Below are 14,937 nucleotides of genomic sequence, written 5' to 3' on the forward strand. Positions count from 1 at the left end.
ACATTTAAAGATTTCTAATTGTTCTAAGTATTTCTCTTTTTACTTTCTCTACCACGCTATTTTTTTCTTGATTTGCATCAATTATGAGATCTGCCTTTTCCTTTACCCGGATTCCATTGAGTAAATACATCTCCTTGACTCCTCCATATAAATAATCCGATAAAAAATGATCTAGCAAGCTTATTAAAACTTCCGGATCATGCTTTAAGTTCTTAATCAGATCATAGATTCTTCTTCCAAGAGATACCTCGGGACTAACATCCAGGTAAATTACTAAATCTATGAGATCTGCCACTTCATCCCTTTCCTTTCCAAAAGGCTCTTCAAGTAATATGATCTCACCTGGTTTTAATTCTAGTTTTTCTTTTGGTTTCAAATTACCATACTCTTCTGCCCAACCAATTCCCTTATTTAGGATTACGGATTCACCATTTATAAGACAGATTAAATGTTCTCTAAGCAATGGTGTTTTAATTTCATTTGGATCTCCTCCACTGTGAATCCAACTAACAATACTCTCTGGAAAGTCTTTTCTTGATACGTAGTCATCGAAAAACAATGTTACGCAAGACAGTAGCTCTTTAGCTAATTCAATAACCAATGTACTCTTTCCAGACCCGGAATAACCGCTAACCGCAACTACTAAAGGTCTTTGCATCTACATCATCTCCTATAAAAAATATAAGAGCAGATCTCAGTAGAGATCTGCTCTTATTGTTGATCATCATAACATAGAAATTGTGCATTTCAAGTACTACTAAAGATTTTAATGCCTCGAGCAGACTGAGTGCAGAACGTCCTGCAGCGTGAGCACATGGTTAGATGATGTATGCAGCGAGCGTCTTTATATACTCTATACTCTCATATATTCTTCTCGTCATTAAATTCAATACAAAACGGTTGCGTTTCTGGGCTTAAACAGCACTCAATTCTTTGTCTAAAATCTTTCCATTCAACTTTTTTCAGTGCTTCTTCTATTGGAAAAAAGCCTGACTCCAAGCTCTCTGATGATTGTATTAATTCTCCACCTATAGGCTTCGCTAAAAATAGTGTATTGCAAATTGAATTTCCAACGTTCTGAAATATTCCACAGAATTTGATAATTTCTATGTCTATCCCTGACTCCTCTTTGGTTTCTCTTATGGCTGCGTGCCTTAAAGATTCTCCTACTTCAACTTGACCACCAGGCATCTCCCAGCCTCTTCTTGGTCCTTTAATAAGCAACAATTCGTTTTTTTCATTTATTACAATGGCAGCTGCCGAAACAATATGCTTGGGTGGATTCATAAAAGTCTCTCCTTAATCGATTGATGTAATTATGATCTAAGGTATTTTTGTAAGGTGCATTGCCCCGATGCGTGAATATGGTGTTGTATGACGTACGCAACTTCTGTGAGATTCTTTAACCAACTACTCGCAGCGTGAATATGTTGTTATCGGATGTTCGGGACTTCTTCGGTTTAGCAAAAAATAGATTTGTTTTTTAAAGCTGTTTTAATGTTTTTATTATTTCATTTGTTATAACTTCAGATCCACTAATATCCAGTAATTTAAAATAGACACTTCGTAAAAGGTTTTTGGTATTTCCTCTTATAATCTCATCTTGAGGATATATTCCCAATCTTTCAAAGCCTCCAAGTTGTTGCACCCAATTAATTATAATATCTTTCTTTAGAGTATTACGCTTTACAATTTGAAGAACGACTTCGGCTATCCTTTCATCTTCACCGTTTGTAAAATAATAGTTATTAACACAAGCCTTTGCCCCTACCAATTCTAAAATAAACAATATCTGTTCATGAGAATAATAGGACGAGGCGACGATTGAATCTAAAGCATCAGCCGCATGTGCAATCGAATGTGCCCATCCCTTGTCTAATACATATCCTCTAAAATCCTTTTCAAGTTCAAAATATAAAGTCACTCTAGAGTAAATATATTCATAATCCGTTTCAGTTAAATAATTGGAGATATCGTTGTAATGTAAAGCAAGTGGTATGAACAATACTGAAAAAGAACGCGTAAATACGGTATCTTGATCGTTATCCCCTATTCCATAGAATAAATGATCATCATCTAAGGTAACGTATAATACTTTTCTTACTGTTTCTATACTTAGTTCTTGATTCATTATCCATTTACTTAAAGTTCCATAAATGAGCTGATCCCTTAATTCCTCATCGATCGACCCAATGTGTTGAATCATTTCTTGAACTACTTGATCAATATCTGTTCCCTCAGGAACCTTATAATTATTATCTCTTACATCTCTCAGAAAGCTTTTAATGTTGTTCATTTTTTTCTCCTTTTGTTTAGGGTTCAGGTACTAAGGTTGCGATATCTCCATCAGGCATACAGGACCGGGGAGCTATTTGCCCCGCTCGGGAACGTAATGTTAGACGATTTTATTAACCTTGATTCATTAACTGTCAAATAATCCTATGTATCGTTTTTCTAATTCCTTATTAAATAAATCTATAGGTCTAAGATATTCTCGTTGATTATTTAGATCTATCGATTTGTAAACTCTATCATTATTCCATCTATTTAAATCATAATAATTATCAAATTCCTTTCTTACTTCCTGCATGATTAGAACAATATCATTCAGTGTTCTGAGAACACTTCTATTGTTAGTTGTTGTATAAACAGCTTCCTCGAAGTCTCTCCAGCAGCCCACGGGCGTCAGCCTGCCCGCTGTAAACGCATTGTTATGCGATTCCCTTGCCCATCTTCCAAACTGCTTCAATCTTTATCAATCTTCAAATTTGTTATACCAGAATACTGCTTTTTCATTAGCTGTCGGAAATTTTGAATAAAGCATATTATCAACTCCACCGATAATAAAATTGTTCTTGGAGTAAAACCTACATGCTGAAATATTAACATCTTGAGTTTCGAGCATAAGACCGATAAGTTTATTCTCCTTTGCCCATTCAATTGCTTTCCCTAGTAGTATTTTCCCAATCCCTTTGTTTCTCCAATTCTTTGCAACAGCGATATCTTTTAATAAAGCATAGCCATTCCAATGAGTACTAAGTTGTATTTGGCCTACACAATTATTATCAACATAATAGAAGTAGACAGCTTTTTTATCGTTATCTATATAACTTACGTCGATGTCTTCATTGTCATATCCCTTAGTATATTGTTCAGAGAATAGTTCTTCCGTGTAAGTCCAAATATCGTCTTCGTATTTAGGAATTATCCTTCCGAATACAGTCAATTCTTCATTAGCCTTATTAAAATCCTCTATATTTTCATGTGTCATTTTAATAATCATAATCCCAAGTATCTCCTTAGATAGTTTACGTTTACTCAGATCTGCAAGGGCTTCGCATAATGCTCTGGTATCTACGAACCCGAGGCTTAAGGAGGTGCCAACGATCAGGTCCAACGGACTTAGCCTCACAGGGTTGTTCGCGAATCTACTTCTCTGCTCACTACTTCTTACAAACCAAGGGCAGAGCCCGTAGAGGAAATACACTATTAAACGACGGACCTTTCATAATCTTTGTATACTATAAACGGCTTGTTCGGCACCAAATCTTATAATTCTTTTCTCCATTATCATACCTACTTTCTCTAACAACTTGCATGATCTAATGTTTGCCGTTTGTGTTTCTGCTACTAACTTCTGTATTCCTAGTTCATTAAAAGCATATTCAATCAATCTACTAATAACCTCCGTTGCAAGACCAACTCCCCAGTATTCTGGAAGGAACTGATACGACACTTCAATGTTTTCACCATCGTAATATTCGTCCAAAGATATCAAGCCGATAAATTCTTTGCTTTCTGACATTCTCACAATCCAATAACTTGAACTATCCTCATTAGATTTATTAATGATTTCAAAATATTTGATTCTCAGGGATTGTTCATCATCAGTTGTTCCGCCAAGGTAAGATCGAACATGCTCATTTATGTATAATCTCTTTACATTTTCATAATCACTTTCTTGAATTATAGAAAGTAAACATCGTTTTGTTGTTAACATGGAGAACCTCCATGGATCATCTTTTTAGTTTTTTAAAATCACGCTGGTTCACATAACGTTTGGTGTTCCCGACAGTTAACTCCACTAAGCCCCAAAGGGGGGAGTCGCAACTGCGGTTAGGGAGTTGAATATGGTTGCTGAGTCCGCTTCTTCGAAATGCTGCTAATACATCTCGTCGGGCGGTCTACTCAATCGGCTGTCCGGTCTATAATATTTAGTTACGATATGGTACAAGGATTTTTCCTTGAAGCCGAGACTCTCGTACAGCGTTTTCGCAGGATTGCCTTTGACTACCTCAAGCTTAACGATCTTTTCGCCACGATGCATCATCTCATTCAAAAGAAATGAAACGAAGGCTTTACCGTATCCACGAGATTGCATATCTGGCCGAACTGCCACCTGACGCAGCTCACAGCCGTCAATAACTCCACATGCCGCTATTTCACCACCGATATCCATTACAAATCTGTTGTTTCTATCTTTCAAAAAATTATTCCGTTCCCATTCTGAAGGTGCAATATAATACGATGGGAGAATACCAACTCGTTCACGCATTTTGTAAAAAGCCATTTCGCGAATAACATGCCACACAGGATAATCATCATCTTCATACTGCCTGATAGGAAAATGACTTTCAGGAAGAATTTCTCCTTCACGCACCATGATATAAGAAGAATGAAGTATATGGTAACCGTTCTTACATACAAATTGCAGAGAAGATCGATCGCCGTCCATACATGCACCAATCGAACGTTCGACTGCCTCGTATTGATTAAGTAATTGTTCTGCGCTTTCAATAAGCTTGCTACCGATGCCCTTTCCTCTATATTCCTTTCTTACAAAGATTGTCATCTCGGTTCCTCTCCCCTTAAAACCGCTAAAGGAGAGAAATCCCACGGTCACATTGTTGTAACAAGCAACAAATATACCTTCAGGAAAATTGATTTCGGTCTCCAGAAACTTTTCCTTAAAGTATTCATCCCCAAACAACATGGCTTGGATAGCGGATATATCCCTTTCGGGTTTGTAGGGTTCTATTATTAGATTCTCCACCTTGATAATCCTTTCAATTAATAGGGAGGTAACATCACCGTTTTGTGTGTTTTATCCACTCGTTATAATCATGACATCAATGTATCGCCTGAATCCTATTCCTCGAACCATCTCCGTCGACCAAGGGGCGAATGCCTCGCAGTAGGAATGTCATGTGAGTTGATGTAATTGCCATCTCCAAAATACCGTTAAATCATGTTTCCCTTATATGTACTTCTTTCTCTCCATCTTCCCAAACCACATGAATTTCGAATGTTCCATCTTGGAAAAAGTAGGGCATTCTTCTTCTGATAGATTGTTGCATAGGTAAATGTTCTAAATCTGAAATCTTCACCCACTCTGGTATACCTTCTGTGAAATCCGACAATAATTCTCCAGAAAAATCGTTTGTTAAGTAATTTAAAATAATGTGTCTATCATTGGCTTCTTCATTTACGTACTCATAGATCCCTTTAAACCTCAGATTTTTAACAATAAGTCCTGTTTCTTCTTTTACTTCTCTGATCGCACCTTCAATTGGACTTTCAGGAAATTCCAATTTGCCTCCAGGAGCAATATATCCCTTAAAATTATCATGGGTTCTATTAAGCATTAAAACCCTATCCTCATCTTGCACCATACACAGAGTCCACATCTTATAATTTACATCTTTCATAATTCACCTCATCGATATAACTTCTTCGCAAAAGAAAACGGATTGATCAGGTAATTTCGTATTCTCAGCTACTCCATCTATGTATTCAATATCTCCTCTTTATCCGATAATCTCATATGCTACTCTTCGGATTTCCTGTTCAGGCTCTATTGCATAGATTTTCTGTACATTTCCGACAAAGTGTCGAGTAAGGAGCCCGGTACCTGCGCCATTATCAGCAACAACTCCATGACTCGCATTGGCTTCATTCATAACAAAAGTACATGCCTCTACGGAATACGGCTATCGATATTTATCATATAACAAAGCTTTTTCATAAGTCATGAAACCGAGAATCTTAAGGTCACGAAGTGACCGGCTACGCTTGCATAGTTAACCTCGCAGGTGTGTCCGCTGATCCCACTTCCCCGAAATGCTTCTGGCGGACCGAGGGTCGTAAGGCCCGATGCGCGAATTTTGTGTTATATGATGTCAAAGCCTTCATCGATTACTTACAAGTTTTTCTCATCAATCTTTGCAAAAATAAATGTATCTCTTAACGTACTCCCATCAACAGATGTATCTTCATTTCTTAGTGTCCCTTCTAATGTAAATCCTAATCTTTCTGGAATTGATCTACTCTTATCATTCAATGTATCGCATCGAATTTCCACTCTTCGAGCTTTTAATACATTAAATGCAAAGTCAGAAATACCCTGTACTGCTTCAGTCATAAATCCTTGCCCACTATGTCGACTGTCTATCCAGTATCCGATCTCGAATTTAGGTATATTCCAGTTAGGATTATGTAGTCCTGAAGATCCAATATATTGGTTAGTATCTTTATGAAAGATAAGAAATCTAAGATCTTCTCTCTTTAAAAATTTCAAATAAGCCTCTCTTAAGTTAGCTTCAATTATTTCCTCTGATTGTTCTTTCTGTGCAAAAGGAAGCCATCTTCTTAATTCATTTAGTGAAGCCATAATGGATTCATATACTATCTTTCCATCTCCAGGATATGGACTTCTGATCAGTAATCTATCAGTAAAAAATTGGCTTGGAAAATCTATTAATATCGGATTCAAAAAATAGTCGCCCCTTTGTTTTTTTATTGTTTGCATTGATTGCATCTAACTCCATATCCACAAACTTCACAAATCCCCACCACACACTGGAATATACGCTCCGGTAATAAACGACGACAAGTCCGAAGCCAGGAATGCCACCGCATTGGCAACGATAATATGAGGCAGCGCGCCGAAGTGTTCAAGCACCGCATCCCGCCAAGGTTCTGACCATGACGCGGCCTAATTGGCCCGCCGCTCCCGTAATTAACGCAATGTTATCCGTCAAATCCATCTTTATTGTGCATTCGCTCCTCTACCGTCTGACTGGTTATTTTCGCCTATCATACCATAATCATCTACCGCCAGGCATGACAAAAAAGACCAGAAAAGATCTTCCGGTCCTGGCCTAAACCTATCATAATCTATCTAATCCATGGATCACGGATCACCTTCTAAACTTTCCAACCTAAACCTTACGGTTCAAAACCCTTCTGACTCACAAACAACTGCTCCTCCGGAAACTCCCTGCTAAATCGATTATAGACCACTTGATAAGCAGCTGGATCGTACCATTCCTGCTCCCCAAGCTCCTCGTATAGAGCTTGAACCGGCAGTCTTTTTGTACGTTTCCCACCACTGCCATCCCCCATAAAATAATCGTCGATGCACACGCGATTCACAAGCGACCGCAGGATCTGTGGGAAAGCCTCCGTGCTCGGAAGCACGGGTGCAATCGCTGCTTGAACGGGAATTCCTGCGTCTCTCAGGAGTGCCAGGGCTTTCAGTCTCGCTTGGATCGGCGGGGCTGATGGCGTAAAATGCTTGCGCATCTCATCACGGTCCGTCTCGACCGTCATGCTTACCCGCACGCGTTCTCCTAACTGCTGCAGCAGATCAATATCCCGCTGGACCAACGGACTGCGCGTCTGTACGAGCAGAAAATCCGGCGGTTCGCTGACCATCACCTCAAGCAATGCACGAGTCACTTCTTCCTTGGCCTCAATCGGCTGGTACGGATCGGTGCTGGAAGACATGAAAATCGTGACGGGTCCCTTGGACTTGGCACGCTTCAGTTCTTTACGCAGGATGGCAGCAGATTCGAGCTTAACGTCAACCCAGCTCCCCCATTCCTGATTGCGGAATATCGATACCGGCATTTGCCGGACATAGCAATAAGAACAAGCGAAGGTGCAGCCCGTATACGGATTCAAGGTATGGCTGTACCCATTCAGGAATCCCGTTCCTTTATTAAGCAGGGTCTTTGGCGTTTTATAAAACACTTCTTGTTTCACCTCGGACACCCCATTCCTGTACTTTCTTCTATTATACTATTTCTCGCCTGACATCCCATAATGAATGAGTGACTCACGAGCCCCTCTATTTGGCATCATGAAAAATAATCCCGAGGCTGTATCGGGTCCCCGACGTAATCGTGCTAACGCCATGCCGGAGCGTGGTCCGGTAATACCCCCGTGTTCCCTGAACGGGACGATGGTTGGTCGGAAAGATTAACCCCGCTCCTTGTTCCAAGGAGATTACATGTCCCCGGCTCTGTGCCCGCGGCCGCTGCTCGATGAGCAGAAACTCTCCTCCCGTGTAATCGACTTCCTTCTCATTCAGAACAAACACCACTTGAAACGGGAAAAATTCATCTCCGTACAAATCCTGATGCAAGCAGTTATAACCGCCCTCTTCATATTTCAAAATCAACGGCGTAGAACGCTCTTGCCCCTGCGCATGGCACATCTCAAGAAACTCATCCAAGCTCGCCGGATACCTCTCCTCATGTCCAAGCCACGTCAACCAGCGGTTGGCCTTCAGCGCAAGCTCAGGATAAAAGCCTTCCCGAAGCTGCTGCAGCGATTCTGGCAGTGGAGCTTGATAATACTTGTACTCTCCGAGCCCAAACCGGTGTCTAGCCATATTGATCGTGCTCCGAAACCGCTCCTCTTCCGAATAGGTGTTGATAATCTCCGTACACTCTTCACGCAGCAGCAGCTTTGGAATGACCGCATATCCCTGTTCATCCAAAGCTTCTTGTATCGCCGTCCAATCGAGCCCTGCTATGCGTTGCGGCAATGAATTAGGCATAATTCATACTCTCTCTCATCCTGGCTCGCTCACCCTCAAGCTCCAGCAGCCGGGTCTTCATGGCAAGCCCCCCGCGATACCCCGTCAATGCGCCGCTTTTGCCAATTACCCGATGACAAGGAACTGTTATCAGCAGCGGATTCGCCCCGATAGCCGCTCCTACAGCTCGAACAGCTGACGGTTTTCCGATTTGGTTGGCGATGTCAGAATACGTAAAAGTCTGCCCATACGGGATCTGACATAGCGTATTCCATACCGCCATCTGAAAAGCGGTCCCCTTGTAGTCCATCGCCACCTCAAACCGATCGCGTTTCCCCTGGAGATACTCCACCATCTCGGCAGCAAACGGCTGCATGGCTTCATCGTTCTGCACGAGTTCACAGCCAGGGAATTTCGCTTGCGCCCATTCTTCCAACTCTGTTAAAGGCTTATCCTGTGATCCGACGAAACATAAGCCCTGCTCCGTGGCCGCGATGTATACATTCCAGTTATCATGACGCAGTTGCGTCCAGTTAATGGTAATCGAATGATTGGATTTCATGATCGTGCACCTCCGCACTCGTATTTTTTAAATGTTGCCCGCGATAGCTTAGTGGGGTCATCCCCGTTTTCCTCTTAAACAGCGTGATAAAATAAGCCGTATTCTCCATGCCCACTTTATGGCCGATATCCGAAATGGCCAGGCTGGAATTCGTCAGGAGCTCTTTGGCCTTGCCGATCCGGCAATCCTGGATGTATTCCATCGGGGTCTGACCTTTGACGCGCTTAAATATCCGGTGCAGGTGGTACGGACTTCCGTGGCTCACATCGGCTAATACATCAAGTGACAAATGATCCATATAGTGTGTATCGATATACTCGGTGACGAGTTCAATCCATTCGTGGTCCGGCAGACGTTCTCCCGTAGGCTTGCACCTTTTGCATGGCCGGAAACGCTCAGCTTTAGCTTCATCCGCCGATTGAAACACGCGCACATTTTCAAACTTCGGGGGTCTGGATTTACAGGATGGCCTGCAGAAGATCTTTGTTGTCTGCACCGCATAGAAAAACTTGCCGTCACTGTCCTTGTCGTTGTTGATAATGGCCTGCCACTGGGCTTCGGTCGGTTGTATTCGGTTTGCCACGTTTCCTCACCTCCGCTAACATTATAACCACAGGATAATCCTGTTGTACGCTTTTTGGAATAGAAGAGCAAGATAACAAAATTATACGGTCTGCATTTATGGTACAACTAGTATAGAAGAGTTCAGGTGCGAAAGGAAACGATGAAGATGCAGGAGCGAAACCAGATACATGACGATAAGCCCTATACTATGGAGAATCATCTCCCCCAGGACAGCTGGGAAGATCATGCCGAAGCCATAAGGCTGTTCGTACCGAAGGAGTTCAGTTTTACGGAGAACCTCAATTATTTGCAAAGATCGCCGAACGAATGTCTTTTTCATATCCGAAATGACAGCATCTACCGGGCTATCCCGCTTGATGGTGACATCGCTGTGATTGAAGTCCGTGCGGAGCCTCAAGAACAGGCGATCCTTGTTCGGTTTTTGGGGAATACCGCCCCCTCCGATCCCTGCAAGCGGGCGGAAGTAGCGGGTTATGTTCGGGACTGGTTCGATCTGAATACCGATCTCGTACCGTTCTATACGATGGCGGAAGCAGATCCATTACTCAGTCAAGCCGTTCAATCCTTCTACGGGCTTCGCAATATGGGTATTCCCGATCTGTTTGAGGCTTTGTGCTGGGGCATTCTGGGGCAGCAGATTAACCTGGCCTATGCCTATACGTTAAAAAGACGTTTCGTAGAAGCCTTCGGCCGCCGCGTGGAGTGTGAAGGAGAGGTTTATTGGATCTTCCCAAGACCTGAAGACATTGCACCGCTGCGTGTTGAAGACCTGGACGGACTTCGTATGACCGTGAAAAAAGGCGAGTACCTCATCGGGGTCGCTCAACTCATGATAGGAGGGAAATTGACGAAGGAGCAGCTCCTTGAAGCAGGCAGCTTGAAACAAGCGGAGAAACAACTGGTCAGCATTCGCGGGATCGGACCGTGGACGGCCAATTATGTGTTGATGCGCTGTTTGCGAATGCCGGCGGCTTTTCCTATCGATGATGTGGGTCTGCACAACGCCATCAAACATCTGCTGGGCTTGGAGGCGAAACCGACGAAGAAGGAAATACTGGAGCTGTCGGCAGCATGGGCGAACTGGGAATCCTACGCCACCTTTTATCTGTGGAGGTTTCTCTATTAAAGTTCAAACATAATAAAGAGGACGTCTCCCTCTTCTGCCATCGCTGACAGCAGGGAGACCTCCCCTATTTAGCAAACCCTTTGATCCGAGAATCAACTATTCGATGAAGTACAGTTTACCGTCAACCTCGAGTGAGATCGCGGATTGCGACAAATCGTCTTTAAGCTTCTTAGCATAATCCACCACTTGATTAAGCGAGTCCTTGTCAAGCTTCTCGGCAAACGCGTACACGATCGTTACTTTTTCCTTGATCAGGGTTTTGTTATTGTCCACCCATGCCCCTTCACCCGGAATCGCCGTTGCCCCGCCAAACCAGCCGGACAGCTTTGTCAGTGTTTGGTCAACAAACTTCTGATGAGCTGCATCCGTAATCGGAATATCTCCCTTCACCGTTGAAGGCACGTAAATCTTAACGACATGATCCAAATGGAACTGATCGTTCAGAGCACTCTGTGTAATGGCGGTTGCCGTCGGATTGCCCTCTGCACTAAAAGACTGCTGAACCGGTACTACGATAAGTGTTAACAATAATGCCGCTGCAAAAGCGATAAGCCAACCTTTTCTCTTCATGTCCATTTCTCCTTTATGTATGGTCTCGTATCCCGTACAAGCATGGCATTTCAGTTCTCCAGTGCAACCTTCCTGCCATCCGCACGATACAAACTAGCACATATTATATACTGGCCTTTGCTTATCAGCTATGGGACATACGGATTATATTATGCGGAATCATGTAAAAAAGCCGATATTCCCGATAAACAAACTACAAGAATTCGACTTTTGATGATTACAGCGCTATTTTATCGATCCGATCCAGGATAAACTCTCCACCGAACGATGATCCATGCTGCCGTTCAAAATAGCTTGAACATCATGCAGCGTATCCTGCAAATGCACCCGCTCGCCAGGTAACCCGGTGTAAGCCTCGGCAACGTAAAAAGGCTGCGTAAGATAAGCCTCAAGCCGTTCTCCACGCTCATAAACCTCCGTCTCGGATGCCGGAATGGCCTGCAATCCTCGCACTTGAACCAGTGAACGCAGCTCGCGATAACGGCGCAGCAGCTTCTGGGCCCGCTGTTGGACCGATAAGTGAGCCTGATCCAGGTGAACGCCTTCCGATACGGAAGATGTAGAATATAACGGGTTCACGGCAGGAAACATATGTCTGGCCGCCAGATCGGCATCGAAATACCACAGCGTCTCCAGCGGTCCGTAAGGCATGTCTTCATCGACAACCGCACCTTTAAGGTCCACAAGAAAAGTCGTGACCTGCCTCAAACCCTCTTGTTGAAGATGTTCCTGGAGGTCGTAGATTTTGCCGGTCAAGACATGCTCCCGGTCCGCTGCAAACACAATCTCTTTATTGGCATTCGCATTCGTCACAATGGAATAGGTTTCTTCTATTGAATTGGCAACCCGTTCTACGTCATTCAGCATATCCTGCAGCTCGGGATATTCGCCTTCCGGCTTCAGCAGAATCGTCATATACCCTTCCTGCTTGAAGTGATGAAACAATTCACCGAGCAGCACCAATTGGCCCATTCCGGGACGGGCGACCAGCCCGACGGTACCGCCTTTGGCCAGAGGAGCAAATAGATCAAGGGGCTTAATGCCCGTTTCGATCATCTCCACGCTTTCCCCGCGCAGGATCAGTTCATCCAGACTGCATTTTGCCAGAGATGCCAATGCGGCAATGGTGCGGACTTCCGCCCGACCAACGGGAATTTTTCCTGTGCATAGGTTGGAGACCGTGGCCGGCCGTAATCCCACGGATTTGGCTGCGCTGGTCAGGTTCGGAACTCTTTGTCGTAACAGTGATACATTCAGCTTCAGATTGTCCAAGTGCGTACACCCTTTTTAGTGATAGATTGATGGTTCTTACTAATCTCTTTCAGAAAAGAGTCTGCGGTGCGGACAAACACATCCACATCCGGTTCAAAAATATTATGATCATGCTCCTCGAACGCCACGATGCTTGCCTGAGGCAGCGACTCCTTATATTGTTCCACTGCTTCTAATGATAACCCGGGATGTGGTTTTACGCCACGGATAATAAGGACTGGGCAAGTCAATCGGGTTAAGTCGTTCCACAATTCGACCCTAGCCGATTCCTGTTGCAGCGCCTGTAAAGCCGATGTTTTCATACGGTCGGACAGCTTCTTTCCTCTCCAAGGCGGTAGCGAAGCAAAGAATTCCACCCATCCCGCTGGCAGCTGGGTATGAACCGCAGGATAGTCTCCGATGATCAGGCCTTGAATTCGTTCCGGATTCTGAACCGCGTAGCCTAACTGATAGGACACCCCTCGGGAGTATCCCATGAGTACGAATTGCTCAAGTTCAAGATGACAAATAGCCGCATCAATGTCGCTGATATGGTCTTCGAGTGCATATCCCGAGACAGGCGAATCACTTCGTCCCCGGCCGCGAAGTGTGATGACAACGATATGTCTGGGCGTCAGCTTTTCCATTATGGCGATGTAATCCTCAGCCGACTCGGACAGTCCCGGGATGATGACCAATGAGTTTTTTTCATTCCTAAGCTCCCGATGTACCTCCGTCACATGAATATATACCCCTTGGTTATTGACCATTGTCTCGTATAACTGCATACATTAGACCTCCTTAAAAATGGACATTTATTTATGAAGTTTGATTATAGAGTTATCTCCTTTTTTTCATCTGTTCACCTCAACGCCCCAAAAGGTAAAAATGCGTGCACGCCCTTTAGGATGTTCACGATCTGGGTTACCCGCAGATCCACCGTCAAGGTGGCGTAGGCGTACGCCTCCGTTCTTGAAATAGAGTAAAGCTCGGTCATGAGATCAAGCATCCCGCTTAAGGCCATCCACATGGCTTCGTCCAGATCCTCGTGGAACCCCATCGTAAGCCACCCGGTACTCGTCTTGGCTCTGGGCATCGTTATGGGCATGTCGTCACGGACATGAAAAGTTAGACATACCTTATCCATGGGGCATTCCAGGGCGGGACCGCTAACTTCGCCGTCGCCCTGAGCCGCATGTCCATCCCCTGTTGAGAACAGCCCACCATCCACAGGAATCGGCAGGTACAACGTGCTGCCAGCTGTCAACTCTTTGCAATCGAGATTGCCTCCATATGGGCGCGGCACAAAAGTCGTATGCTTGCCTATTTCCTTCGGCGGCATGCCCATAACCCCCATAAACGGTTTCAGGCCGATGCTGTGCTTGAAATCTCCGAACTGACTCCTGCCTGTCATTGTCCTGGCATCCAATTCAAAATCCAGCGTCACTTCCTTGGTGTCGGTCATGCCCAGCTTCTCGTTCCAATAACTCGGAAAACCTCCGGCAGAGGTCCACCCCCACGATCCGGGAATTACTTCGTTGATCTGAATCTCCAATGTAAGTCCGGGTTTAGCCCCTTGAATATGGACGGGACCTAATAAAGCATGCCCAAAATGCTTCTCCTGCCGCTCCGGCTTGCGCTCCGTAAACTTCGTTCTCGCCGCGCCCGGGGCAGCACGCTTCTCCAGTCCCCAACCCGCATCCAAGGTTTGATACACGACAGTATCCCCAGACTGAATGTATAGGGCGGGCTCCAGTTCCCTGCTAAAAAATCCATGAAGCGTATGAATATCCGGTAGCAGCATATGAACCTGTGACATCTATCTTTCTCCCTTCACAGCCATAATCAGAGTGGCCATTCCATATCTCATATTCACTCTGTTACTTTATAAGGTATTTTAAATTACTCTTAGAGTCAATAATTAATTACTTCATAACGTAATATTAATTACTCTTAATACATTTTGTTACTCATACCCGTTCGTACCAAAGTAGGTCGTTGCAGCACAAAAAAACCGTC

Annotated in this window: 18 protein-coding genes and 1 pseudogene; 1 reads left to right on the top strand and 18 read right to left on the bottom strand. The window is 44.0% G+C overall.

Annotated features, from left to right (window positions below; genetic code table 11):
* Window positions 1-4: 4 nt before the first annotated feature.
* From ACOZB4_RS08885 to ACOZB4_RS08950, 14 genes and pseudogenes are all read right to left on the bottom strand, one after another.
* The gene (locus ACOZB4_RS08885; protein ID WP_339265711.1) at window positions 5-658 is read right to left on the bottom strand and encodes a uridine kinase family protein; all 654 of its coding nucleotides are present in this window, start codon (window positions 656-658) and stop codon (window positions 5-7) included.
* Between the two features lie 203 nt (window positions 659-861).
* A complete protein-coding gene (locus tag ACOZB4_RS08890) occupies window positions 862-1,287 on the bottom strand; it encodes an NUDIX hydrolase (RefSeq protein ID WP_379413630.1) in 426 nt (141 codons plus the stop codon).
* A 196-nt stretch (window positions 1,288-1,483) separates the two neighbouring features.
* Entirely contained in the window at window positions 1,484-2,296 is an 813-nt protein-coding gene (locus tag ACOZB4_RS08895; protein WP_379413627.1) for a DUF2785 domain-containing protein, read from the bottom strand.
* 126 nt (window positions 2,297-2,422) lie between these two features.
* On the bottom strand, window positions 2,423-2,749 hold the full coding sequence (locus ACOZB4_RS08900; protein WP_379413624.1) for a DUF6933 domain-containing protein: 327 nt from the start codon (window positions 2,747-2,749) through the stop codon (window positions 2,423-2,425).
* A gap of 6 nt (window positions 2,750-2,755) precedes the next feature.
* Window positions 2,756-3,283 carry a GNAT family N-acetyltransferase gene (locus tag ACOZB4_RS08905; RefSeq protein WP_379413621.1) on the bottom strand — a complete coding sequence of 176 codons (528 nt, stop codon included), beginning with the start codon at window positions 3,281-3,283 and terminating at the stop codon, window positions 2,756-2,758.
* A 222-nt stretch (window positions 3,284-3,505) separates the two neighbouring features.
* Window positions 3,506-4,000 carry a GNAT family N-acetyltransferase gene (locus tag ACOZB4_RS08910; RefSeq protein ID WP_379413618.1) on the bottom strand — a complete coding sequence of 165 codons (495 nt, stop codon included), beginning with the start codon at window positions 3,998-4,000 and terminating at the stop codon, window positions 3,506-3,508.
* Between the two features lie 162 nt (window positions 4,001-4,162).
* Window positions 4,163-5,053, bottom strand: a complete 891-nt coding sequence (locus tag ACOZB4_RS08915) for a GNAT family N-acetyltransferase (protein WP_422759528.1) — start codon at window positions 5,051-5,053, stop codon at window positions 4,163-4,165.
* Between the two features lie 193 nt (window positions 5,054-5,246).
* Window positions 5,247-5,708: an 8-oxo-dGTP diphosphatase gene (locus tag ACOZB4_RS08920; protein ID WP_379413610.1), complete on the bottom strand. Its 462-nt coding sequence runs from the start codon at window positions 5,706-5,708 to the stop codon at window positions 5,247-5,249.
* Window positions 5,709-6,199: 491 nt separating this feature from the next.
* Window positions 6,200-6,772, bottom strand: coding sequence for a GNAT family N-acetyltransferase (locus tag ACOZB4_RS08925; RefSeq protein WP_215154628.1), 573 nt, complete (start codon window positions 6,770-6,772; stop codon window positions 6,200-6,202).
* 66 nt (window positions 6,773-6,838) lie between these two features.
* A pseudogene (locus tag ACOZB4_RS08930) lies at window positions 6,839-6,925 on the bottom strand (SDR family oxidoreductase); the annotation flags it as partial.
* 302 nt (window positions 6,926-7,227) lie between these two features.
* On the bottom strand, window positions 7,228-8,046 hold the full coding sequence (locus ACOZB4_RS08935) for an SPL family radical SAM protein (RefSeq protein ID WP_379413608.1): 819 nt from the start codon (window positions 8,044-8,046) through the stop codon (window positions 7,228-7,230).
* Window positions 8,047-8,131: 85 nt separating this feature from the next.
* Window positions 8,132-8,845 (bottom strand): 2OG-Fe(II) oxygenase, encoded by a 714-nt coding sequence (locus ACOZB4_RS08940; RefSeq protein WP_379413606.1) that lies wholly within the window; start codon window positions 8,843-8,845, stop codon window positions 8,132-8,134.
* On the bottom strand, window positions 8,838-9,386 hold the full coding sequence (locus tag ACOZB4_RS08945) for a methylated-DNA--[protein]-cysteine S-methyltransferase (protein ID WP_379413602.1): 549 nt from the start codon (window positions 9,384-9,386) through the stop codon (window positions 8,838-8,840). Before ACOZB4_RS08945 ends, ACOZB4_RS08940 begins: the two co-directional genes overlap by 8 nt.
* On the bottom strand, window positions 9,358-9,969 hold the full coding sequence (locus ACOZB4_RS08950) for a bifunctional transcriptional activator/DNA repair enzyme AdaA (protein ID WP_379413600.1): 612 nt from the start codon (window positions 9,967-9,969) through the stop codon (window positions 9,358-9,360). Before ACOZB4_RS08950 ends, ACOZB4_RS08945 begins: the two co-directional genes overlap by 29 nt.
* A 147-nt stretch (window positions 9,970-10,116) precedes the next feature.
* On the opposite strand from ACOZB4_RS08950, the gene ACOZB4_RS08955 reads away from it, so the two are divergent.
* Entirely contained in the window at window positions 10,117-11,097 is a 981-nt protein-coding gene (locus ACOZB4_RS08955; protein ID WP_422759529.1) for a DNA-3-methyladenine glycosylase family protein, read from the top strand.
* 96 nt (window positions 11,098-11,193) lie between these two features.
* On the opposite strand, the gene ACOZB4_RS08960 is transcribed toward ACOZB4_RS08955, so the two are convergent.
* The 4 genes from ACOZB4_RS08960 to ACOZB4_RS08975 form a co-directional block, all read right to left on the bottom strand.
* Window positions 11,194-11,667, bottom strand: a complete 474-nt coding sequence (locus ACOZB4_RS08960; protein ID WP_071220445.1) for a DUF3574 domain-containing protein — start codon at window positions 11,665-11,667, stop codon at window positions 11,194-11,196.
* A 225-nt stretch (window positions 11,668-11,892) separates the two neighbouring features.
* Complete coding sequence (locus tag ACOZB4_RS08965; RefSeq protein ID WP_379413597.1) at window positions 11,893-12,939, bottom strand: hypothetical protein; 1,047 nt, start codon at window positions 12,937-12,939, stop codon at window positions 11,893-11,895.
* Complete coding sequence (locus ACOZB4_RS08970) at window positions 12,927-13,706, bottom strand: alpha/beta fold hydrolase (RefSeq protein ID WP_379413594.1); 780 nt, start codon at window positions 13,704-13,706, stop codon at window positions 12,927-12,929. Before ACOZB4_RS08970 ends, ACOZB4_RS08965 begins: the two co-directional genes overlap by 13 nt.
* A gap of 74 nt (window positions 13,707-13,780) precedes the next feature.
* The gene (locus tag ACOZB4_RS08975; protein ID WP_379413592.1) at window positions 13,781-14,737 is read right to left on the bottom strand and encodes an acetamidase/formamidase family protein; all 957 of its coding nucleotides are present in this window, start codon (window positions 14,735-14,737) and stop codon (window positions 13,781-13,783) included.
* Window positions 14,738-14,937: the final 200 nt, after the last annotated feature.

Source organism: Paenibacillus sp. NPDC058898 (assembly GCF_049316025.1).
GTDB lineage: Bacteria > Bacillota > Bacilli > Paenibacillales > Paenibacillaceae > Paenibacillus_AQ.

What these genes read in the sequence shown, in the direction of transcription:
- ACOZB4_RS08885 (WP_339265711.1), bottom strand. Translation starts at nt 658, where the DNA reads ATGCAAAGACCTTTAGTAGTTGCGGTTAGCGGTTATTCCGGGTCTGGA.
- ACOZB4_RS08890 (WP_379413630.1), bottom strand. Translation starts at nt 1,287, where the DNA reads ATGAATCCACCCAAGCATATTGTTTCGGCAGCTGCCATTGTAATAAAT.
- ACOZB4_RS08895 (WP_379413627.1), bottom strand. Translation starts at nt 2,296, where the DNA reads ATGAACAACATTAAAAGCTTTCTGAGAGATGTAAGAGATAATAATTAT.
- ACOZB4_RS08905 (WP_379413621.1), bottom strand. Translation starts at nt 3,283, where the DNA reads ATGATTATTAAAATGACACATGAAAATATAGAGGATTTTAATAAGGCT.
- ACOZB4_RS08910 (WP_379413618.1), bottom strand. Translation starts at nt 4,000, where the DNA reads ATGTTAACAACAAAACGATGTTTACTTTCTATAATTCAAGAAAGTGAT.
- ACOZB4_RS08920 (WP_379413610.1), bottom strand. Translation starts at nt 5,708, where the DNA reads ATGAAAGATGTAAATTATAAGATGTGGACTCTGTGTATGGTGCAAGAT.
- ACOZB4_RS08940 (WP_379413606.1), bottom strand. Translation starts at nt 8,845, where the DNA reads ATGCCTAATTCATTGCCGCAACGCATAGCAGGGCTCGATTGGACGGCG.
- ACOZB4_RS08945 (WP_379413602.1), bottom strand. Translation starts at nt 9,386, where the DNA reads ATGAAATCCAATCATTCGATTACCATTAACTGGACGCAACTGCGTCAT.
- ACOZB4_RS08955 (WP_422759529.1), top strand. Translation starts at nt 10,117, where the DNA reads ATGCAGGAGCGAAACCAGATACATGACGATAAGCCCTATACTATGGAG.
- ACOZB4_RS08960 (WP_071220445.1), bottom strand. Translation starts at nt 11,667, where the DNA reads ATGAAGAGAAAAGGTTGGCTTATCGCTTTTGCAGCGGCATTATTGTTA.
- ACOZB4_RS08970 (WP_379413594.1), bottom strand. Translation starts at nt 13,706, where the DNA reads ATGCAGTTATACGAGACAATGGTCAATAACCAAGGGGTATATATTCAT.
- ACOZB4_RS08975 (WP_379413592.1), bottom strand. Translation starts at nt 14,737, where the DNA reads ATGTCACAGGTTCATATGCTGCTACCGGATATTCATACGCTTCATGGA.